The following is a 22,029-nucleotide window of genomic DNA, read 5'->3' on the forward strand; positions in this document are numbered from 1 at the left end:
GCTTCCAACTTCTCACCTTGACATCTGTTTACATACTGGTTGTTTTGTTCAGTTTTCAAAGAGCAAATGTATCATGCCGCTTTGTTTTGCGACAAGATTATATTATATCACCTTAAGCAGATTATGTCAACGTGTTTTTTGCCTTTATTTTCTCCTGCTCAAATTGGCGACTTTTTTAATATAACACATTAAGAAAACAAAGTCAATTGTTTAATGTTATTTTTTGCAGCCAAATTTATCCTTCCATTGCCTCGAGCCAAAAATTGCAGACAATGTGTCATTGCTTATTCACTTGGCTTTTTTGAAGCAACGATATTTAATTTACCATGTTTACTTTATAAAATCAAGCTAAATTTGAAAGAAAGAAATGGGATTCTTTAACTTTCCTCATAAAAACTTATTTCATTTAAATTTTCCGGGCAACTGATAATTGTAGTAACATCACTTTACCCGAAATCCACTATGATGAAACTAAAAATACCAGCCTGCTGAAAATTAGTCAGCGGGCTGGTATTTGCAATGGTTATCGGCTTCTCATTTGCGGAAATAACAATACATCACGGATCGATGGTGAATTTGTTAACAGCATTACAAGGCGGTCGATGCCTATTCCCAGTCCGCCGGTTGGCGGCATTCCGTATTCCAGTGCTTCCAGGAAATCTTCATCCATAAGGTGTGCTTCGTCATTCCCTTCAGCGCGTTCTTTCACCTGTGCTTCGAAACGCTCACGCTGATCTATCGGATCATTTAACTCACTGAAAGCATTGGCATGCTCACGGCCGACTATAAACAGCTCGAAACGATCTGTAAAACGTTCATCTTCTTTATTCTTTTTTGCAAGAGGAGAAATCTCTACAGGGTGACCATATATAAATGTCGGCTGAATAAGCGTTTCTTCCACTTTTTGTTCAAAGAATTCATTTACGATATGGCCAAATGTCATGCTATCCTGTACAGCAACGTCGTGTTCTTTGGCAAAGCTGTGTGCTTCCTCGTCACTCATATGCTTCCAAAAATCCACGCCGGTTTCTTTTTTAATGGCGTCTACTATATGAAGCCTGGTCCATTTTGGCTCAAGATCAATTTCCTGATTGTCATACGTGATTTTTGTAGTGCCATGTACTTCTTTGGCAATATGAGCAATAAGATTTTCCGTTAATGCCATAATGTCTTCGTAATCTGCGTAAGCTTCATACAACTCGATCATGGTAAATTCAGGGTTATGTCTTGTGGACACTCCTTCATTTCGGAATACACGTCCAATTTCATATACTTTTTCAAGGCCACCGACGATAAGCCGTTTTAAATGAAGTTCAATCGCAATCCGCATATACAACTGAATATCCAGTGCGTTATGATGGGTTTCAAATGGACGGGCAGCAGCACCTCCCGGAATGCTGTGCATCATTGGTGTTTCCACTTCCAAAAAGCCTTGTCCATCCAGATAACGGCGCATCGACTGCAGAATTTTGCTTCGTAATACGAAGGTATCCTTGCTGTCCATATTTGTTATCAAGTCCAAATACCGCTGGCGGTAACGCTGTTCAATGTCTTTCAAGCCATGGTATTTTTCCGGAAGCGGGCGGAGTGCTTTTGTCAACAGCTGAATATCTGTTGCCTTTACGGATAATTCCCCGACATTTGTTTTAAACATCACACCAGTAACGCCAACAATATCACCCAGGTCCATGGATTGGAAAATCTCATACTTGTCCTCCCCGACAGTATCTTTCCGCACGTAAAGCTGAATTTGTCCGCTTAGATCCTGGATATGGGCAAAACCCGCCTTTCCTTTTCCGCGTTTGGTCATCATTCTGCCTGCAATGGTTACCTGCTCCTGCTTTTCCTCCAGTTCTTCTTTGGAAAATTGGTTATAAGCATCCTTTAAGTCCTCCGCCAAATTGGTTCGCTCAAATTTGCCGCCAAATGGATCCATCCCCTGTTCGCGGAGCATTTGCATTTTTTCCCGCCGCACCTGCATATGTTCATTTAACTCTTCTGACACGTTTGATCACTCCAGTCAATAATAGGTATAGAAGCCTTTGATTTAATACGAAAGACTTACGAACCTTCTTCTATTAGTAAGTATATCGGAAAACAGTAATATCTTCATGTGTATTAACTTAAGTAAACCTGTGGTGGAACTTCCATACATTATAGAGATATTTTCACCTTCCCGTCAATGCTTGCAAAAATGACTCTTCCTGCATGAAAAAATCTGCCGGGATTGGACGGCAGATTTTTTCATGCAAGGCTATACTGCCAGATCCCAATTCATCGGCATAAGCAGATAACATATACAGCAGTTTTTGCCGCTTCATTAATATGGTGCTTATTTCTCTTCTGCCAAAAAGCCTTTAAGATACCAGCGGATGTCTGCACAGTAATAATGAAAAGTTCCATATACATGTAATATCTCTTTTTATTGCGCAGGTTTATCAAAATGTTTATCTGTTTACATATACCTCTGTCCGCTGGGTTAAAATCCTGTTACATCCAGCAGAAAGCCAGGTCGGCAGGATACAATTTGACGCCATGTTGTTATATATCACGAATTGAAAACATCGGGTTTTTCCGCTTGAACATTTTCTTCTATTACAGGATGGTCTTGACCTTCTTCCAACAATAATTCTTCTTTGGATATAGATAATAGAGACGAAATTTGATTCAGTAATTTTTCCGAAGCCTCTTTTGTACCGCGTTCAACTGCACCGATGAAAGAAAGAGAGACGTCCAGTTCTTTTGCGAAATTCGCCTGTGTATAACCCTTTAATTTTCGAAACGCCTTTATTCTTCTGCCGATTCGTTTAGTTTCCATATAATTACATCCTTTATGTCCGATCTTGGTAGCTCACTCATCAGCTCCTCTACACTTTTTCCCTGTTCCGGTATAATATAATCCGGAGAAATTTCGTGTAATGGAACAAGTACAAAAGCTCGTTCATGCATTCTTGGATGCGGGATTACCAATCTCTCCCCGTGTATATTTTCATTATTATAGAGTAAAATGTCAAGATCGATTGTACGCGGGCCAAAACGGATCACGCGTTTTCTTCCCAGTTTCCTTTCCAAATTTTGACAGAAGTCCAGCAGCTGAACAGGAGAAAATTCTGTTTGTATTTTAACTGCCATATTTAAAAAATCTGACTGATCTGTATAGCCTACGGGGGCAGTTTCATAAATGGAAGATTGCTGAAGGATAGTTATATGTTCGTTTTGCAAATAACCCAGTGCCTGATTTAAATGATCCTCTCTCGGTTCAATATTGGTTCCCAGAGCAAGGTATACAGTGTTCATACACTTTTCTCCCTATATATTTCCACGGCAACAGATTGGTAATTTCCTGCTATGGGGGGATCTGGTTTGGTCACTTTTACTTTACAGGCAGTCAGCAGGGAAAAATGGCTTAAAAGCCTTTCTGCAATGGTCTCAGCGACAGCTTCTATCAGGTTTTTTGCCTCCCCTGTCACTACTTCTTCAATAATATCGTAAGCCGCGCCGTAATGAATCGAATCATTCATGTCATCTGTTCTGCCTGCTTTTCTCAGCTCGGCATAAAGTTCGGCATCTACATAAAAACGCTGGCCCAGCTTCTTTTCTTCAGGAAGTAATCCGTGGTATCCATAGAACTCTAGTTTATTCAGTAGTATCTTGTCCATCTGCTACCCTCTTTCCGCCCGCAGCATAGTATCCATCATTTTTGTAAGCTGTACAGTCATTTCTACATTATGCACCCGTACAATTTGAACTCCTTTGGTTATGCCCAGACAAGTTGTTGCTCCCGTGCCAACATCCCTATCCTTTGGTATGCTAATATCCAGGGTACTTCCAATAAACCTTTTGCGGGACGTACCGAGCAGCAGCGGAAGTTCAAATGCATGAAAAAGTTCCAGATGATTCATTGCAGCGAGGTTATGTTCTTTCGTTTTTGCAAAACCAATCCCCGGATCCAATATAATATTTTCCCGGGGGACACCGGCAGAAACGGCAATATCTATACTTTCCTGCAGATCATCTTTCATATCTACTACTAAATCGGTATAATCCATGTTTGTCCGATTATGCATTAAAATAATTGGTGCGTCATATGCTGCGGCAACTTGGGCTATTTCCGGTTCGCGCTTTGCTCCCCAGACGTCATTAATCATATCAGCACCCGCTTCCAGCGCCTGTTTTGCTGTTTCTGCTTTGTACGTATCAATCGAAATTGGTATGTTTACCTCTTTCTTAACCGCTTCAATTATCGGAACCACCCGATTGATTTCTTCCTGTTCAGAAACAGGGGCATGGTCCGGCCGGGTTGATTCCCCGCCAATATCAATGAAATCAGCACCTTGTTCTTCCAGCTTTTTTGCATGAGCAACAGCCTTTTTGAGAGAATCATAGCTTCCCCCATCTGAGAATGAGTCGGGGGTTACATTCAGGATGCCCATTATATGTGTACGATCCGTTAAATCATAGTTCTTTTTCTTCGTAGTTAATTTCATTTTCGGTTACCTTCCCTCTAACAAACGGTAATGTCTTTAGCTTAACACAGCATATTCAAAAGTGGCAATTGCCGGGGATACCTGCAGAAAGCTAGTAAAACGTGGAAATAAAATCACCGGTGCAACCATTGGAGACTGCGCACCGGTTTTATGTTATATTCAGGCTAAATCGCACATCAATAAACAAATTTCAGTGCATGTTCTGCTGAAATCACTCCTTATAGTCTGACTGGGAAATCTGACCACAATGTTAAGCGATCTGCCAAATGCCGGCCTTCCTACAAATCATCAAAGCCATTCAGATCACTGGTTTTTGTATACTGCCTTGATTTTTGCTCGAAAAAATCTGTCTTTGTTCCATCAAAATTATCGGCATACGCCCGAATCCACTTCATCTGGTTGTCTGTATGTTCGGGATACGTCTCGCTTAACCCCATCATACGGAGCATCTTATTGGCGCGATATTTGATATACCCGGCCATTTCTTCAAGATCAATACCTTGAATTCCGGACAGGACATATCTTGACCATTCGATTTCCAGATCAGCCGATTCTCTGAACCGGCTGTAGACCCAATCAGTAAAGCTTGCCGTGTTCTGTTCCGGATTTTCATGTAATACAGCCCGGAATAATTCAGATATAAACCTGCCATGCTCCAGCTCATCCCGGTTGATATAGCTGATCATCGTGGAAGTGCCTACCATCTTATTTTGTCTGGCAAGGTGATAAAAGAAGGCAAATCCCGAATAGAAGAACATTCCTTCCAGAAGTGCGGTATATACACAGGTTTTAAGAATGTTTTCGACAGTCGGTTCCTCAACAAACTGATTGTACTGGTTCATGATTGTTTCATTTCGTTTTAATAATACCGGATCGGTCCGTCCGAGCTGAAATGCTTCGTTTTGTTCATCCAGGGATACTACAGATGACAATACATAGGAATAGCTTTCATTGTGCACAGCCTCCTGCTGGGCAATCACTGCCATGATCGACTGGACAGACGGATCGGTTGCATAAAGCGACAGCAAAAGTGCGGTTCTCGTTTGCGGTGCGTCCAATGTTGATAACAGACCGATAATCTTTAAATAGGTATCCCGCTCTTCTTTGGTCAGTGTGGCAAACTGGCGTAAATCATCGGACATATTGATTTCATCCGCCTGCCAATAGTTTCCGATGAGCCGCTTGTACATTTTATACCAGTGCGGGTAGGCGATATCATTCCAATTCAGTATGCCGCTGGATTTCCCGCCAAAAAGTGCGGTTGATTTGTTGGGATTCATCGGTTCCAGTGTTTTTGCCTTTTCAAGTAATACTTTTGACATCATGCAGCACTCCTTCCAGCCAGTTTTTCACTTTGGGCTCCTGGGATCCCCGTGGTGACTGTTCTATTTTCAGGCCGTTCCATTTGCTTCTGTAAAAGGCTTCCAGCTTATTTACAGCGCAGCAATAAAGATCATCCCCGCCAAATTGGGTATCACCGGTGCCGAATACAGCTACATTTTCCGGTTTATAGCCTATTTCCAGCACAAAATCTTTTACCTCTTCAGGAGTGGCACCCATCTCCCATGTAAATGTCCCGATAAAAATGAGGCCGTAGCGGGAAGCATCCACCGGAGGATCAATCCCTATCCGGTGCATCTCAACAGCCGACCCGTCCGCTATTAATCCTTTTTCAATCATCTCCGCTGTTTCCTTTGTATTTCCGCTGTATGATAAATAAGCGATTAAACTCCTCAACTTTCACACCACTCACATTCTTCGACATCATTGGCTGTGGAACGGACATAATACGTTGTTTTCAATCCATCCCTCCATGCCTGGAGATGCAAAGCCAGAAGCACTGATGCTTTAATCGTGTTCGGCACATATATATTAAATGAAATGCTTTGATCCACATGCTTTTGCCTGGCTGCGTTCTGTTTCACTGACCAGCGCTGATCCAGAATATAAGCGGATCTGCGGTAAACATCATACGTGTTATAGTCCAGTTCCGGTGCAGTTACGGCAATCTTAAAATCCTTCTTTTCTTCAAAATAGAATGGTTTGAAGACCGGATCAATACTGGCAGTGGATCCGGCGATCATGGATGTGGATGAATTTGGCGCCACAGCCATCAGATAGCCATTGCGGATACCGTGAACTGCCACATCCTCTTTTAATTTATGCCATTTCTCATCACGGTAGCCTTTGTCAGTAAAATAACGGCCAGTCTGCCATTTACTTCCCGCAAATGCCGGATAGCTTCCTTTTTCTCTGCTAAGCTCCATGCTCGCCTTAATCGTCAAGTAAGCAACTTTTTCATACAGTTGATCCGCATAGTCGACAGCTTCGTTCGATTCCCAGCGGATGTTTTTCTTTGCCAGCAAATGATGCCAGCCGAATGTCCCCAATCCAATCGCACGGTATTTTCGGTTTGTCAGTTGTGTCTGCTTCAGCGGCAATGTATTAATATCAATGACATTATCCAGCATTCGCACCTGAATGGGGATCAGCCTTTCCAGGACATTCTCCGGTTCTGCACGGCCCAGATTAATAGAGCTGAGGTTGCATACAACATAATCTCCCGGCTTATATTTTTTCACGATGGTTCCGTCGGCTTCGGAAAATTCCTCCAAAAACTCGGTAGGTGACTGGTTCTGCGTAATTTCCGTACATAAATTGGAACAGTAAATCATGCCCTGATGTGAGTTATTATTCTGCCGGTTTACCTCATCCCGGTAAAACATAAAAGGCGTGCCTGATTCAAGCTGCGACTTCATGATCCGTTTCATAATATCAATCGCCGGCACAACACGTTTCGTCAGCGCATCAGATGCCACACACTCCAGATACCGCTTTCGCCAAGAGCCTGCCCCTCTTTCTTCATCGAAATAGTCTTCCAGAGAATAGCCCATAACTTGCCGAACTTCATGGGGGTCAAATAAATACCAGTCACCACGCTTTTCCACCTGCTCCATAAAATAATCCGGCAAGCTGACACCGGTAAAAATATCATGAGCCCGCTGTCGTTCATCTCCATTGTTGAGCTTCAAATCAAGAAAAGCCTCGATATCGCTGTGCCATACATCCAAATAAACGGCAATGGCCCCTTTTCTTGTGCCAAGCTGATCTACACTGACTGCTGTATTGTTCAGCTGCTTGATCCAGGGCACAACCCCGCTGGACATATTTTTATAGCCTTTGATGGAGCTGCCCCGGCCGCGGATTTTTCCCATGTATACGCCAATTCCTCCGCCGTTTTTGGAAAGCTTTGCAATATCGGTGTTGCTGTCATAGATCGATTGCAGGCTGTCATCCACCGTGTCTATGAAACAGCTGGAAAGCTGGCCATGAGTTTTTCCGGCATTTGTCAGGGTAGGTGTTGCCACTGTCATGTATAAATTGCTTAACGCCCAATAAGCTTCCGCCACATAATCACGCCGCCGGTTAACGTCTTCATCCTGCATGAGGTGCATGGCAATAATCATCCAGCGTTCCTGTGGCAGTTCATACATATTTTTCTCATGGTCGGTGGCAAGATACCTGGTAGCCAGCGTGTACAGACCAAGATAATTAAATAGCAGATCCCGTTCAGGTTCAATGATGGACCCAAAATAGTCTATTTCCTGCAGGGTATATTTTTCCAGCAGCTGATCGGTATAAATTCCTTTTTCCGTAAGTATTTTCATTAATTGATAGAAATCCCCGTAACGGCAGCCGGGTTCATAGCCCCTGTTTGCCGCAGCCCGTTCATATAAGGTATTTAAATATAGACGGCTTGCGACAAATGTCCAATCGGGGCTTGCCTCATCAATATTTTCCAGTGCCCTTTTGATTAATTGATCGCTGTTATATGTTGCTCCATAGGACTTTTCCAAAAAGCTTCTTTTGTCTACATTCAGTCCCGCTGCAGCCTCATCAATTACTTGTTTCAGATTGTCTTCCGCTGTTACGTTCATCATTCCGCCTCCTTATAATACTGTTCTTTGTCCAAACAAAAAACCGCTCACCCCGGAGGTAAACGGCTGTAAAACGACAGAAAATAAAAAACATGTTCCATCGTTTCATCATCGCTTGCCCCGAGGATACGAAACTACTAGAGCTTAGGCAGGTCTCCTGACTTGTGCTTTAAACCTACTGGGGCCCTTCCCGTAACGCTGCCGTGAAGCCAGCTGATACAGTGGATTACCCGTTCGTCACACTTACAGTTGCGGGGACAGTTCCGGATTTTCACCGGATTCCCTTTTAAGACTAAGATGTCACCTTAGCTCCCGAACACTATATATAGTGTTTTATTAAATTTTTATTAATATATATTGTATTTACAGACTATCATAGTAGATTTCTTTATGCAATGAATTTGGGGCGTTTTTATGTTTAAAATACGTGAAAATTTGTTTTTTGGGGAGAAATTTCCATTAAAGTATTTTCAGTTAGCGTAAATATCCGAAGCCTTTACACATCCTAATTTATATTCCTCAATAAATGCAGACAGCTCACTCTCCACGCGTATGGCCGTAACTCATAACACTGGTTGGATGCCTGTTGTTTGAGTAACAAAAAAGGTATACGAACGCAAGGCAAACAAGCATCCGTATACCAATATATATTTGAAATTTATATTCGACTAAATTCTATTCTTCCTCAAATTGATAAAGCGGTGTAGATAAATATCTTTCCCCATTATCAGGAATAATGGCAAGCACTTTTTTGCCTTTTCCAAGATCCCTGGCAACTCTTTGGGCTGCAGCGACTGCTGCTCCTGCGGAAATTCCGCCCAGAATACCATTCGTTGTGGCTACTTTACGAGATGCCTCAAATGCTTCCTCGTTTTTAATTTGAATAACACCATCGTATAGATCTGTATCTAGTACATCCGGTACAAACCCTGCACCGATTCCCTGGATTTTATGCGGTCCCGGTGAGCCGCCTGACAAAACCGGTGAGTCTACCGGCTCCACAGCATAAAGCTTCACATCATCGAAATGATCCTTAAGTACTCTTCCTGCACCTGTAATAGTTCCGCCGGTTCCAATACCGGAAATAAAGGCATCCACACCCTCACTCATTTGTTTGACAATCTCGTTTCCTGTCGTCCGGGCATGTACTTCAGGATTTGCTTCATTGCTGAATTGCTGCGGCATAAAATAACCATGTTCTTTTTTTAGTTCTTCCGCTTTTTTAATAGCGCCCTTCATTGCCTCTGCTCCCGGTGTTAAGACAAGCTTCGCACCATATGCACGCAATAAATTACGGCGCTCCTGGCTCATTGTATCCGGCATGACCAATACTGTTTTATATCCTTTGGCAGCAGCTACCATTGCCAGTCCGATTCCAGTGTTTCCGCTCGTCGGCTCGATGATAGTATCTCCCGGTTTTAAAGCTCCTTCTTTTTCGGCAGCTTCCACCATGGCAAGTGCAATACGATCCTTCACAGAACTGGCGGGGTTCATAAATTCCAGTTTTAAATAAATATCCGCGCTATCTTCATCTGTCATTCTGTTCAGCTTTACAATGGGTGTTTCCCCAATAAGGCCGGTAATATTATCAGCAACTCTCATGTACGTTCCTCCTAATTCCTATAAACTTTGTAGGATTTAGTATTACTGTATGCTTTTCAAGCTAAAATGTCAATAAATTAATTTCCATTACTTTTCATATACCCAGTCTATCTCCATTTCATTCCATAAAGGATCTGCAGAGAGAGATTGATCCAATTCATGCAATCCCAATTCGCTTTCTACATAAGGCTCTATCTCCTCATATGTAAATTCAATAGATGGAAGGGCGCGATGAAGATAAATGATTGCCACACCTTGTCCGGCAGCAAAAGGTTCACTATAAGTGTTTTCTTCCATTTCCGCCGCGGCCTCCACATACCCATCCGGCATAAATTGGCTTGTTGTATAAATAAAACCAAGATAGCCGCCATCTGTATTTGTCTCCTCATCAATAGAATATTCCCGGGCAAGCAAATCAAAGGACGCCCCATACTCGAGTTCTTCAATTATTTTCTCAGCTGTGTCCGTATCCTCTACCACAATATGGGAAAGCTGCAGGGATGAAGTAAAATCATACTGATCCTGGTAAATAGTATAATGCTGTTCTATATCCTCCTCAGGTATATCTGTATCTTCTGTCAACAGGAACTCCAATTGATACCGGTGTATAATATCATCCCGCCAGCTCTCTCTTTCGGCTTCATATTCCTCTTCTGTCATAATACCCTGCATTGCGGCAATCATCGATATTTCCCGTTCAACTACTTTTTCATTTATTTCAATACCTTTCTCGTCTGCCAGCTGCCTGACTACTTCCCGGTCAATCATCGTTTTTAATTCTTTTTCTCCATGTTTGTTTCTAAGCTTAGCCATCCAGTCCTGATAGGAAATCTCTTCCCCATTTACGGAAGCCATTGCCTCTTTGGTATTGATTGTCTGTTCATCAGACAGCACCGTTTCATTATCTCCACTGTTCCAAAAAAACAGTGAAGCAATATTTGTTATTAACAATACGATGATGATACCCAGCAGCAGTTTTTTGGACATTGTTCATGCTCCCCCTGTTTTTGTTCATGTCTCCTTTTGCTATTGTTTTAAAGCTTCCAGCTCTTTTTCACTGAAGTGATATATTTGATTACAAAAATGACAGGTAGCTTCTGCACCGTGATCTTCATCGATCATCTGCTGGATCTCCTCATTTCCCAGTCCGGCAATTGCCCGCTCAAGGCGTTCTCTGGAGCATTTGCAGCGAAATTCCACAGGTAAGGTTTCCAGTACCTTCACTTCTTCCTCTCCAAATAAAGTCTCCAGTATTTGCTGTGGTGTTTTCCCTTCCCGAATCAATGAGGAAATAGCGGGAAATGACTGAATCTGTTCCTCCAGCCGTGTAATCATATCTTCCTCTGCCCCCGGCATTACTTGAACAATAAATCCTCCTGCTGCAAGGATCGAGTGATCAGGATTAACTAAAACACCTGCTGCTACTGCAGAAGGAATCTGCTCAGAGTTTGCAAAGTAATACGTAAAATCTTCGCTAATTTCCCCGGAAATAATCGGAACTTCTCCAGTGAAAAAATCCTTTAATCCGACATCCTTCGTAATACTTAAGGTTCCTTCATTCCCGACAGCGCGAGCCACATCCAGCTTGCCATTTTTGTTTAACTCAAAATCAACATGAGGGTTCTTTACATACCCGCGGGTTTCCCCACTTGCATTTCCATCCACTATAATGGCGCCTATGGGGCCACCGCCTTCTATTTTTACAGTTAGGGTATCGTCACCTTTCATCATAGCGCCCATCATTGTTGTAATGGTCATCGTTCTTCCCAATGCTGCAGAAGCAGTTGCCCATGTATCATGCCTTTCTTGTGCTTCTTTCACCATTCCAGTAGAAGAAATAGCATATGCCCGTACCTTTCCATGATAAGCTGTTGCTTTAACCAGATAATCCTTCAATCAAATCGCTCCTTTGTCTTGTTTGTCTCAACTTTAATCACTAATATAAGCAGCCTTTTAATTTCCTTTTTTGTTTTTTTGGTAGATCAAATGTAATCCCTTTAGTGTTAAATCAGGATCCACATGTTGAATAGTTTCTGATTCATCTGCAATTAATGGCGCAAGTCCCCCTGTTGCGATAACTGTTGCTTCTTTACTGACTGCACGCTGGATACGCCTTACAATACCGTCTACTTGGGCCACATACCCATAAAAAACGCCTGACTCCATCGCCCCCACAGTAGATGTGCCGATGACATGATCAGGTGCTTGGATTTCTATTTTTGGCAGTTTGGATGCCTTACTGTACAAAGCCTCCATGGAAATATTAATTCCCGGGGAAATAACCCCGCCCACATATTCTTTTTCATCATTAATATAACAAAAAGTAGTAGCCGTACCAAAATCAATAATAATAAGCGGTGTATCGTATTCATTAATTGCCCCGACGGCATTTACAATTCGGTCTGCCCCAATTTCCTTCGGGTTGGGATACCGCATCTTTAGTGCTGAACGAACCGAGTCATTACCAATGACCATGGGCTCTACATTAAAGTAGTCTCTGCTCATTTTTTCCATTGAATACATAATAGGAGGCACCACGGAAGAAATAATGACTCCATCAATATCCGATAATGAAATGCCTTTATGTTCAAACAATGACTTGATTAATATGCCAAATTCATCTTCCGTTTTATGACGGTCAGTTTTAATACGCCAGTCATGCTTTAATTCATCGTTCTCAAAAACCCCTAAAACAGTATTCGTATTCCCCACATCCAAAACAAATAACATATATTAACGCACCTTTCCATGCCTGGTATAACTTGTACTTTCTCTTTCAGCTTCATGTATGTGGCCATTCAACCGCTCCTTGAAGCAAGCTTTTATTTTTTAAATATACCACACTTTCATAGAGATGAGAAAGAATAGAAATCCCCTGTGTTAGTATCACCAGAACTAACCTTCCAATTAAAAAATTGCGTCACAATCCATGTTCTTTTGTTCCTTCATAGAAAAACTCCGGCCTGGGAAATAAGTTTCCCCAAATCCACTTTCCGGCCGAAATGTTATACCCTAATTAACACGCAAAAAAAAATCAGTACCCCGTTAAAACGAAGGGGTACTGATCCATCATCTCTCTGAAAACAACGTTTAATCCTTTTTGTTTTCATCGTCTTCTGAAGGTTTATTGTCTGTCATAATCGCATCTTCTTCCGATTTCTTTATGTCCTCGGAAATATCTTCAGAATCCGTTTTATCTGTTCTTTTTTCTTCTTCTTTTTCTTTTGCCTCTTCATATGATTCAGGCTCTGTTTCCTCTTTTGATTGGATGTTTACTTTCACATCCTCTTTATCTGTATCGTCCTCTTCAGGTTCAGGAAGAATGCCATCTTCAAACAATCCTTTAATTTGTTTCGCATCCAGGGTTTCTACTTCAAGGAGCGTTTTAGCTACAAGCTCAAGCTTGTCTTTATTCTCTGTAAGGATCGTTTTGGCACGGTCATAACAATAGTTAATAAAGTTTTGCATCTCCTGGTCAATTTCATGGGCAATGGCATCACTGTAGCTTTGCTCATTGCCTATATCCCGGCCAAGGAATACTTCACCGCCGCCGCTTGTAAATTGCAGCGGGCCGATTTTATCACTCATTCCATATTCAGTAATCATTTTACGTGCAATGCTTGTGGCACGCTGGAAGTCGTTATGTGCCCCTGTACTTACTTCTCCGAAGATAATTTCTTCTGCAACACGGCCGCCCAGCAGCCCGGTAATTTTATCAAACAACTCCGGTTTTGTCATAAAGTAACGGTCTTCTCTTGGCAGCATGACAGCATAGCCTCCTGCCTGCCCCCTTGGAACAATAGTTACCTTATGCACCATATCAGCATCATCCAGCACCATACCAATAATCGTGTGTCCACTTTCATGATATGCGACAATGTTGCGCTCTTTCTCGGATATTACCCTGCTCTTCTTCGCCGGTCCCGCAATTACCCTGTCAATGGCTTCATCCACATCCACCATTGATATGGAACTCCGGTCAGACCTGGCGGCAACAAGTGCTGCTTCGTTCAGGAGATTTTCCAAATCAGCGCCGGAAAAGCCCGGTGTCCGCATGGCAATCACTTTTAAATCCACATTTTCATCAAGCGGCTTGTTTCTCGCATGCACCTTCAGTACTTCCTGACGTCCTTTTACATCCGGACGGTCGACCATAATTTGACGGTCAAAACGTCCAGGACGGAGAAGTGCAGGGTCGAGGATATCCGCACGGTTTGTCGCAGCGATAATAATAATACCTTCATTTGCTCCAAAACCATCCATTTCAACAAGCAGCTGGTTCAATGTCTGTTCACGTTCATCGTGGCCGCCTCCAAGTCCGGCACCACGCTGTCTTCCTACAGCATCAATTTCATCTATGAATATAATACACGGTGCATTTTTCTTCGCATTTTCAAATAAGTCTCTCACCCGTGAAGCACCAACCCCGACGAACATTTCCACAAAGTCAGAACCACTGATGGAGAAAAATGGTGTGCCTGCTTCACCTGCAACGGCACGGGCAAGCAACGTTTTACCTGTTCCCGGAGGCCCTACAAGAAGAACCCCTTTTGGAATTCGCGCACCAACTGCGGAGAATTTGCGCGGGTCTTTCAAAAAGTCAACAACTTCTACAAGCTCCTGCTTCTCTTCATCTGCCCCCGCTACATCCTTGAAGCGTACTTTCTTCTTATCTTCGGTATACATTTTTGCTTTACTTTTACCAAAGTTCATGACACGGCCGCCGCCGCCCCCGCCTTGAGCCTGGCTGAGAATAAACAAGAAGAATAGCGCGATGATCAGAAATGGAATCATCGTAGTTAAAAAGGTAACCCAAGCACTTGGCTGTTCCTCTTCTTCTACAAATAGCACGCTTTGTTCATTTGCTTGTTCTGTAATGTCATGAATAATATCAGTATTATCCGGAACCTGGGCTACAAATTGTGTACCGTCTGCCAAGTTACCGGTATAACGCATAATACCATTTGCCGGCTGCATCGTCATTTCATCGATATTGCCTGCATTTAATTCAGTCATAAATTCCTGTACATTTAATTGTTCCTGTTGTTCATTCTGTCCGGTAAATACTCCCATAACGCCAATTATGACAAAAAATATGAGTACCCAGAATAACACGTTCCGAAATATCCGGCTCATTACTTACCTCCTCCCAAACTGGGGAAAAACTACATAATATCGTATCATATGAAAAAGTTAGAATACAACTATTTACACCTTATAAACAGGACATATTTTCCAGCTGTAAAAAGCAAAAAAATCGAACTGGAAATTTCCCCGAATACGGGGAGTTTTTGCAGCAGATGCAGGAAAGTGTAGCAGCTGTTTATCTGCATTTCAGCACTGCTTTCTGTCAGGGCATTGTCACAGCAAGGAAATTTTATTCCCCGCTGTAAATTTCCGGTTTCAGTACCCCAATAAATGGAAGGTTACGGTATTTTTCCTGGTAATCCAGCCCATAACCGACAACAAATTCATTCGGCACTTCAAATCCGATCATATCCGCCTTGATGGCAGCAGATCTGCCAGAAGGCTTATCCAGCAATGTCACAATCTTAATCGACTTGGCTTTTCGATATTTAAACAAATCAACAAGATAACTTAATGTCAGCCCGCTGTCGATAATATCTTCAATAATCAGAAGATCCCGGCCCTCTACTTTTGTGTCAAGGTCCTTTACTATTTTAACTTCCCCTGAAGAACGGGTACTATCCCCATAGCTTGAGACATCCATAAAATCCATTTCGAGGGGAATCTCGGTATAACGCAAAACATCTGACATGAAAGGCATGGCGCCTTTTAACACCCCGATAGCAAGCGGAAATCTCCCATCATACTCCTGTGTCAGCTGGCGGCCCAGCTCTTTGCATTTGTTTGCAATTTCCTCTTCTGATATTAATATTTCTTTAATATCGTTTTGCATATTAAACCTCCTGTGCATTTCCGTTTTCATAATGTATTTTAATATAAGGAGCGCTAGCTGTTCCGCCGGGGGGTTGTCCTTTTTTTAAGCCGATCACCCATAAAATTTTTCCATCATCATCCGTGATCAGCGGCCAAGTATCCCGTTCCCCAACCGGAATTTTTGCATCAATAAAAATATCCTTCAGCTTTTTACTACCATTTAATCCTTTCCATGTCATCCTGTCCCCGGCCTTTCGTGTACGAATATGTAATGGCAGTTTAATCCGGGCAGCAGAACAAATAAAGATATTTTTCTTTATATCCTTATGTTGATCAACCAGTTCGGTACGGATTACTGTGCCATCCGGCAAGGAAACACTCCCGGGAATCTCCAATTTGCGGTGATATGACCTATCTTGAGGAAAGGCAAGCGGAAAATAAAACATAAGCTTGTCATACGATTTTTCCAGCTTCAGCTGTGAAGGAAAATCAATCCGGATATTGCTTTTTTCGCTGTGCAGCAGCATAAAAAAATACTCCTCATGTATGTAAGACAAATCTTTGGGTAATTGTACATACAGATAGTTCAATATTAGATGATAGGCTCTTCTTTGTAAAGCATATGGATGTGTTTTAAACTCATTTACGGAAATCGAAATTTTTTTCCCTTCCTTATCATAGTTTACGACGTTTTTTGCCATCTCAGCCGCTTGTTTTTGCAAATACCTTTCGTCTGCCTGAAGCGTATTGCTCAAATGCTGTACTGTAGTATGTATATTAGGGTTTTTTTCTTTTATTAACGGCATTATGTATTTTCTTAAGTAATTTCTCGTATAAACTGCTTCTTCATTGGATGGATCAAATCTTGGATCAATATTTTCCTCTTTACAGTAGGCGAGGATTTCTTCCCTGTTTACAGCAAGAAGCGGGCGAATAATCAAACCTCCGGCAAATTTTCTCTTAACTGGAATACCCTTTAAAGCAGCAGAGTCTGCAGCACGCATCATTTCCATCAGCATCGTTTCTACCTGGTCATCGCCATGATGGCCAAGCGCAAGAAAATCTGCTTCATATGCTTTCATCTGTTCCCGGAAAAATTCGTAGCGCATTTCCCTCGCTGCGAGTTGGGTACCAAGCTGATTCTTTTCTTTATAAGCCGGAACATTTAAGGAAGTGCTCACAGATGGGATTCCCCATTCTTTACACTTTTTCTCCACGTAAAGTACATCTTCTTGCGATTCTCCCTGCCGAAGCCGATGATCAATAGTGACAGCAATCACCTCGAGCTTCCATTCCTCCCTGATGGATGCCAAAAAGTGGAGCAGCGCAAGCGAATCGGGTCCGCCGGAAACACCCGCTAAAACAGTGCTTTGCTCTCTTAATAATTGGTTTTTTTCTATAAATGCCAAAAGCTTCCTTTTCATCCGGCTGCCATCCCCAATACCATATGATTATCTTCCATTTTACCAAATGTCATAAAAGAAGGGAAAATAAGTAGTACCCGATAGCGATTACCGTAATTCCAATAACTTCTGTAAAAAAGTGAGGCATTGACTCTTTTCTCCGGTTTTTCCTTAGATTGGTACGTTTTTGGGCTTGATAAAAAATGAGCATTAATTCCTTCTTCATCTCTGCACTTGAAGCATATTTTCCCTGCAATGCTTTTTTTAGCGGCACAATGTATGGCCGCAAAGGTTTCACGTCATGCAATCTTTTTAACAAGGTTTTTTCCGGCTCTAACCCTTTGTCAAACCGCTTTGGGTAATAAATGTTTAAAAAAATCATCACAAACGCAAACAGATCGTAGCTTGGCTCCGCTTTTCTCGAACCCATTTTCCAATAGCCGCGATCATAAAATTCCGTGTATTCTTTGATTGCCCTTCCGATTTGAGTCGTTCCGCCGACATCTATCCACCTTACTCTTGGCGGTGCATGCAGTACGAGCAGGTTTTCCGTTTTTAAATCCCCAAACACCCAGCCCGAAGCATGCAAACGTTCCAGGTCATCCAAGAGCTGAAGCATAAAAACGCCGAGCCATTCACTGCCATTCCGCTGGATAAATGAAGACAATGGCTCTCCTTTCAGATATTCCATGACATAAAAAGTATAAGCCGTGCCAAACGGGGAAATCCAATCATCCACATCCAATAAAGAAGGTCCAAGACGATTCCCCTGGACCTTACCGAGTGACTTTAATACATTTACCTCCACTGTCATCGAGGTGCGGTTATCACTGATCTTTAATGCTTTTTCTCTGCCATTCACCTCACATAAGTAGACACTGCCTATAGCTCCTTCCCCCAGCTTCTTCTTAATAACATAGCGTTTGCCATGCCACTTCCCTGTGATGGTTGTCCCCGGCCTTATTTCTGCATTATGCTTCTTCTTCCATGCCTCGTTCATTCTCATGCCTCAAGCTCCTCATTAAGCTCTTCCTGCCAAATTGATAGATTGCTTCCCTGATGGCCGGCCCTGTAGGCGTGATACCACCACTCGTCAGTCCCGGGAAAATAGTAGAAATATCATCCAGTCTGGGTGACCAGTCAAACACTTTTTCCATATCCTGCTGTTTCCCCGGGAAACGAAAAATGGAAAAACGGTTTCTTCCTATCCTTGCATTTAAACTGATGGATAAATCGATTAATGCCTCTTTCACTGTTGGAAGTTTATCTGTCATGCTGGCACTTGTATCAATCAGTACAAGCACCTCCAAATCACATGTTTCTCCCATATCTTCCACTACTTCCATAATCTCGCCGCGCTTTTCAGGTTCCATTTCTTCCAATGACTTTTCCGGTCCCAGAATCTGCTTCAGCTCTTTATTTACAAAACCCTGCAGCGTCTGAGTCATCGCCTGTTTTGTAACCATTTGGACGGTTTGGGACAGGGCTTTTTTATATACGAGCTGGCTGACTCCCCCGCCGGATAATGCAATGTCTTCTACTTCCTGCAGGCCATCCGGCTGTTGTGAAGCATCATCCTCCAAAATTCCAATCACATTGACTGTAATTCCCTGTTCATATGCCAAACCTGCTGTGGCAGAAGGATCTTCCCCTTTATTGGAGCATCCGTCTGTAATCAGCAGAATCTGTTTTAATGTGCCTTTCTTCAACCCGATCTGCCTCCTCCTGAGAATTTTATTAACAGCATCGCCGAAAATAATTGGATGTATACATGAAGGCAGTTTGGGTACTTTTATTTTTAGTTGAATTTATTTTTAATGCGCATTTTTTATAAAGTAATGCAGCAATATTTTTATATTCTTATACAGATGGTTGACCTTTGACTTGGCGGATTCTCTCTAATACATGCACGGGAACTTTGACGACTGCCCTTGTACTTAAGACGTTCCCTCTGATACACAATCGAGGCTTTTGACGCCCATCCGTGCACTTGAGACGCCTCCCCTAATACATGCCACGCATCTTTCACGTGCATTCATATACCTGAGATATTCCCTGGGGGATTTAATAGGCTCTATACTTCTTTCAGCAACCATGCTTGTCCATTCACTTCAAAATATACTCCTGCCCAATCATCTACTGTGCCTGCTCCTGCTGCATGGGAATAGGTGCCCACTCTGGTGTGTTTTTCTTTATTTTGGTAACTACCACGGTCATGTCGTCTTCGATTTCTCCGGAACGTGTCCGGATTACCTCCTCAAGCAACAGATCTGCTATTTCCTGCGGGTCGTCTGTTTCCATTTCCCGTATTTTCCGCTTCAGCCATATATCCGTATTTTCCACATGCTTTGGTCCTTCAAAAATGCCGTCACTCATCATAATTAATACGTCTTCTGACATGAGCTGTTCACTGACAATTTCCACATCGAACTCCTGAATAATCCCCATCGGCAGATTGCTTGCTTCAATCGGCAGCAGCTGATTCCCCCTTTTTATAAAGCTCGGGGTGGATCCGATCTTCAAAAACCGTACAAATGCATTGTTTAAGTCAATTACAGCAAGATCAAGCGTGGCAAACATTTCATCTGTCGTCCGTAATGCAAGGATGGAATTAATTGACTTGATAGCCACCTTTTCAGGGATTCCCGTCTGCAAAATCTGCTGCAGGAGCCGCAATGTTTCCATACTCTCCTCTTTTGCCCTTTTTCCATTTCCCATGCCATCACTGATGGCCATGGCAAACTTGCCTGCCCCAAGTTCAATTGTCGTATAACTGTCCCCGGAAATTAACCCCCCGCCTTTGGCTGCATTGGCAGCTCCCGTTTCCACAATAAACTCTTTCGCTGATCCAAATGCCAAATAACTGAATCCGTTCGGAAACGGTGATACTTCCTCATGCTTAACCACCACCATTTCCTGTAAAATATCCGACAGGACCGGAGCGATCAGCTTTGGCCCCTCCCCATGATAAGCATAGACAGAGATCGTCATTTCGATGTCGACATTGCCTTTTTCCAAGCTGAAAATATCGAGCTTTTCCAAGTCCAGCCCAAGGTTTTTTAATGCATGCATGATTTCCATCTCTTGCTTTTCATGATGCTGCCGCTCCTTTAATATCTCCCTCGCAAAATCATCCATCACCTCTGAAATGCCGCTCAGCTGTTCCGCAACCAGCCGCTTGCTTTCCGCCACCTGCTTTTTCAGCTTGCGGTTTGCTTCAAATATTGTCATTTCCTCTTTCATTGCTTCCATGACTTTTTTCGGTTTTACACAATAGTTTTCAAACTCCCTGATTGTTTTCCTATTTACCTTTTTTCCATCGTTTAAATCCGTCTTCATTTCTTCCATTAGATGATACGTTTTATCAAATTCTTTCTGCCAGCATCTTTCTTTCATAAAGCAGCTCTGGCATGTCCTTTCTGTCACCTGGCTTAAAAAATAGTCCGTCTCCCTTCTTTCTTCCTGTTCGTCAACAGAGGGACCATCCTCTGCGGAAAAGCTTTTTGACAGGGCAGCAAATACATCCGAAAATTGCTCCACCCGTTTTGCAGTTACATTCCTTACCTTCTGCAAATATTGATTCTGTTCATTTGTATATTCTTCTGTTCCCGGTATATAACGAGAAAGCCTTTTAAACCAGCCTGCCGGCGTCATGATAAATAAAGCAATGGCGATTAGCGATTCCAGCATTGAAGGAAAAAGTGCCTCCGCATTTCCATATATGCCGATTAAAAATGTACCTGCCAATAAACCTATCGCCACCCCGGGCTTTTTACCCTCTTTTAATAATCCCCCCAACAAACCTGAAAATGCCAAAAGGCTCATCTGATACAGGTTCGCAACATTTGCTAAGGAAAGGATTAAGCCTGCAACCACCCCAACGGTTGATCCAATGGCCGCTCCACCAACAAATGCCAATACAAGTACAAAGTAGCGTGAAAAAACCTGTTCTATGGATGCATTATAGATTTCCCAGCCGATCATTCCTGTTAAAATAGAGGCAATAAGAATAATCATGCAAACAATTTCTTCATTTTTTAATGAAGGTTTATATCTTTTTGGTGCTATTAGCGGAACGCTTTGCATAAAGATTAGTAAAAGCACGGTTCCCAGCACCCCTTCCACAACGAGGAGCATCCATTCATAGGAGGATAATTGACCATAGATGGAATATAAAAATATACGCGGTACTGCAGTCGATAGAAAGACAAATACAGGGATAAGAATCTCCTGATTTTTGACCTGTTTAAAAATGCCTGCCAGGAAAATAAATAAAAGCATCGCAATGAATATAAAAATACTATGTGTGATGGAAAAAGTCAGTGCCCCAGCTAACACAGCGAGCATTGACCCTGCTGCTTTTTCCCTATGCAAGAACCACATGGTAGCCAAAAAAGCAACAGCAAATGGGGAAACCTCCTCCAGAATAACCGCCCTGCCCAATAAAAAACCTACAGCGTAAAATAAGACCCCTTTCTTCAGTAATATCGCTTTCATTTTAGCGGTAAATTTAGATTGAAACCTCCTTATATGGCTTGTCCCTTCCTTTCCAAGTGTATTTGGTTCTGCCCTTGTGATTGAATTTATCATACTTTTTGCCCTCCTCCTGTGGGTAACATTAAAACATAGGTTGTATTGTTTTTTTGTCAAAACAAGAGAGCTGATCCAATAAATCGTTCGACGGCATTCTATACGAAC

General features: G+C 42.4%; 19 protein-coding genes and 1 riboswitch. All 19 genes read right to left on the reverse strand.

The features are described 5' to 3' along the window. Nucleotides 1-523 precede the first annotated feature (523 nt). The 19 genes from lysS to spoIIE all read right to left on the reverse strand — a co-directional run bounded on the left by lysS (nucleotide 524) and on the right by spoIIE (nucleotide 21,921). Complete coding sequence (lysS, locus tag GHD25_RS06425; RefSeq protein WP_164215564.1) at nucleotides 524-2,005, reverse strand: lysine--tRNA ligase; 1,482 nt, start codon at nucleotides 2,003-2,005, stop codon at nucleotides 524-526. 163 nt (nucleotides 2,006-2,168) lie between these two features. Next, a complete protein-coding gene (locus tag GHD25_RS06430) occupies nucleotides 2,169-2,321 on the reverse strand; it encodes a hypothetical protein (protein ID WP_164215565.1) in 153 nt (50 codons plus the stop codon). Between the two features lie 227 nt (nucleotides 2,322-2,548). Beyond that, nucleotides 2,549-2,818, reverse strand: coding sequence for a helix-turn-helix domain-containing protein (locus GHD25_RS06435; RefSeq protein ID WP_164215566.1), 270 nt, complete (start codon nucleotides 2,816-2,818; stop codon nucleotides 2,549-2,551). Beyond that, nucleotides 2,788-3,297 carry a 2-amino-4-hydroxy-6-hydroxymethyldihydropteridine diphosphokinase gene (gene folK, locus GHD25_RS06440; protein WP_164215567.1) on the reverse strand — a complete coding sequence of 170 codons (510 nt, stop codon included), beginning with the start codon at nucleotides 3,295-3,297 and terminating at the stop codon, nucleotides 2,788-2,790. Before folK ends, GHD25_RS06435 begins: the two co-directional genes overlap by 31 nt. After that, nucleotides 3,294-3,659 carry a dihydroneopterin aldolase gene (folB, locus tag GHD25_RS06445; RefSeq protein ID WP_164215568.1) on the reverse strand — a complete coding sequence of 122 codons (366 nt, stop codon included), beginning with the start codon at nucleotides 3,657-3,659 and terminating at the stop codon, nucleotides 3,294-3,296. Before folB ends, folK begins: the two co-directional genes overlap by 4 nt. Nucleotides 3,660-3,662: 3 nt before the next feature. After that, nucleotides 3,663-4,487 carry a dihydropteroate synthase gene (folP, locus tag GHD25_RS06450; RefSeq protein ID WP_164215569.1) on the reverse strand — a complete coding sequence of 275 codons (825 nt, stop codon included), beginning with the start codon at nucleotides 4,485-4,487 and terminating at the stop codon, nucleotides 3,663-3,665. 278 nt (nucleotides 4,488-4,765) lie between these two features. Then, a complete protein-coding gene (locus tag GHD25_RS06455) occupies nucleotides 4,766-5,809 on the reverse strand; it encodes a ribonucleotide-diphosphate reductase subunit beta (protein WP_164215570.1) in 1,044 nt (347 codons plus the stop codon). Then, nucleotides 5,790-6,167 carry a flavodoxin gene (locus GHD25_RS06460; protein WP_240452268.1) on the reverse strand — a complete coding sequence of 126 codons (378 nt, stop codon included), beginning with the start codon at nucleotides 6,165-6,167 and terminating at the stop codon, nucleotides 5,790-5,792. Before GHD25_RS06460 ends, GHD25_RS06455 begins: the two co-directional genes overlap by 20 nt. 53 nt (nucleotides 6,168-6,220) lie before the next feature. Then, complete coding sequence (locus tag GHD25_RS06465) at nucleotides 6,221-8,425, reverse strand: ribonucleoside-diphosphate reductase subunit alpha (protein WP_462943520.1); 2,205 nt, start codon at nucleotides 8,423-8,425, stop codon at nucleotides 6,221-6,223. 130 nt (nucleotides 8,426-8,555) lie between these two features. Continuing rightward, nucleotides 8,556-8,748: riboswitch (cobalamin riboswitch) on the reverse strand. Nucleotides 8,749-9,100: 352 nt separating this feature from the next. Then, nucleotides 9,101-10,027 carry a cysteine synthase A gene (gene cysK / locus GHD25_RS06470; protein ID WP_164215573.1) on the reverse strand — a complete coding sequence of 309 codons (927 nt, stop codon included), beginning with the start codon at nucleotides 10,025-10,027 and terminating at the stop codon, nucleotides 9,101-9,103. Between the two features lie 87 nt (nucleotides 10,028-10,114). Beyond that, nucleotides 10,115-11,014 (reverse strand): peptidylprolyl isomerase, encoded by a 900-nt coding sequence (locus tag GHD25_RS06475; protein WP_164215574.1) that lies wholly within the window; start codon nucleotides 11,012-11,014, stop codon nucleotides 10,115-10,117. A gap of 39 nt (nucleotides 11,015-11,053) precedes the next feature. Beyond that, nucleotides 11,054-11,923, reverse strand: coding sequence for an Hsp33 family molecular chaperone HslO (hslO, locus tag GHD25_RS06480; RefSeq protein WP_164215575.1), 870 nt, complete (start codon nucleotides 11,921-11,923; stop codon nucleotides 11,054-11,056). A 57-nt stretch (nucleotides 11,924-11,980) separates the two neighbouring features. After that, nucleotides 11,981-12,757, reverse strand: coding sequence for a type III pantothenate kinase (locus GHD25_RS06485; protein ID WP_164215576.1), 777 nt, complete (start codon nucleotides 12,755-12,757; stop codon nucleotides 11,981-11,983). A 360-nt stretch (nucleotides 12,758-13,117) separates the two neighbouring features. Then, entirely contained in the window at nucleotides 13,118-15,163 is a 2,046-nt protein-coding gene (gene ftsH, locus GHD25_RS06490; protein ID WP_164215577.1) for an ATP-dependent zinc metalloprotease FtsH, read from the reverse strand. A 241-nt stretch (nucleotides 15,164-15,404) separates the two neighbouring features. Then, nucleotides 15,405-15,947, reverse strand: a complete 543-nt coding sequence (hpt, locus tag GHD25_RS06495; protein WP_164215578.1) for a hypoxanthine phosphoribosyltransferase — start codon at nucleotides 15,945-15,947, stop codon at nucleotides 15,405-15,407. A gap of 1 nt (nucleotide 15,948) precedes the next feature. After that, a complete protein-coding gene (tilS, locus tag GHD25_RS06500) occupies nucleotides 15,949-17,352 on the reverse strand; it encodes a tRNA lysidine(34) synthetase TilS (RefSeq protein WP_164215579.1) in 1,404 nt (467 codons plus the stop codon). A 49-nt stretch (nucleotides 17,353-17,401) separates the two neighbouring features. Then, nucleotides 17,402-18,337, reverse strand: coding sequence for a protein kinase domain-containing protein (locus GHD25_RS06505; RefSeq protein ID WP_164215580.1), 936 nt, complete (start codon nucleotides 18,335-18,337; stop codon nucleotides 17,402-17,404). Continuing rightward, complete coding sequence (locus GHD25_RS06510) at nucleotides 18,303-19,046, reverse strand: vWA domain-containing protein (protein WP_276207805.1); 744 nt, start codon at nucleotides 19,044-19,046, stop codon at nucleotides 18,303-18,305. Before GHD25_RS06510 ends, GHD25_RS06505 begins: the two co-directional genes overlap by 35 nt. A gap of 421 nt (nucleotides 19,047-19,467) precedes the next feature. Further along, nucleotides 19,468-21,921: a stage II sporulation protein E gene (gene spoIIE / locus GHD25_RS06515; RefSeq protein ID WP_164215582.1), complete on the reverse strand. Its 2,454-nt coding sequence runs from the start codon at nucleotides 21,919-21,921 to the stop codon at nucleotides 19,468-19,470. Between the last annotated feature and the right edge of the window lie 108 nt (nucleotides 21,922-22,029).

This window comes from Virgibacillus aidingensis, from assembly GCF_010994035.1.
Lineage (GTDB): Bacteria > Bacillota > Bacilli > Bacillales > Amphibacillaceae > Virgibacillus_N.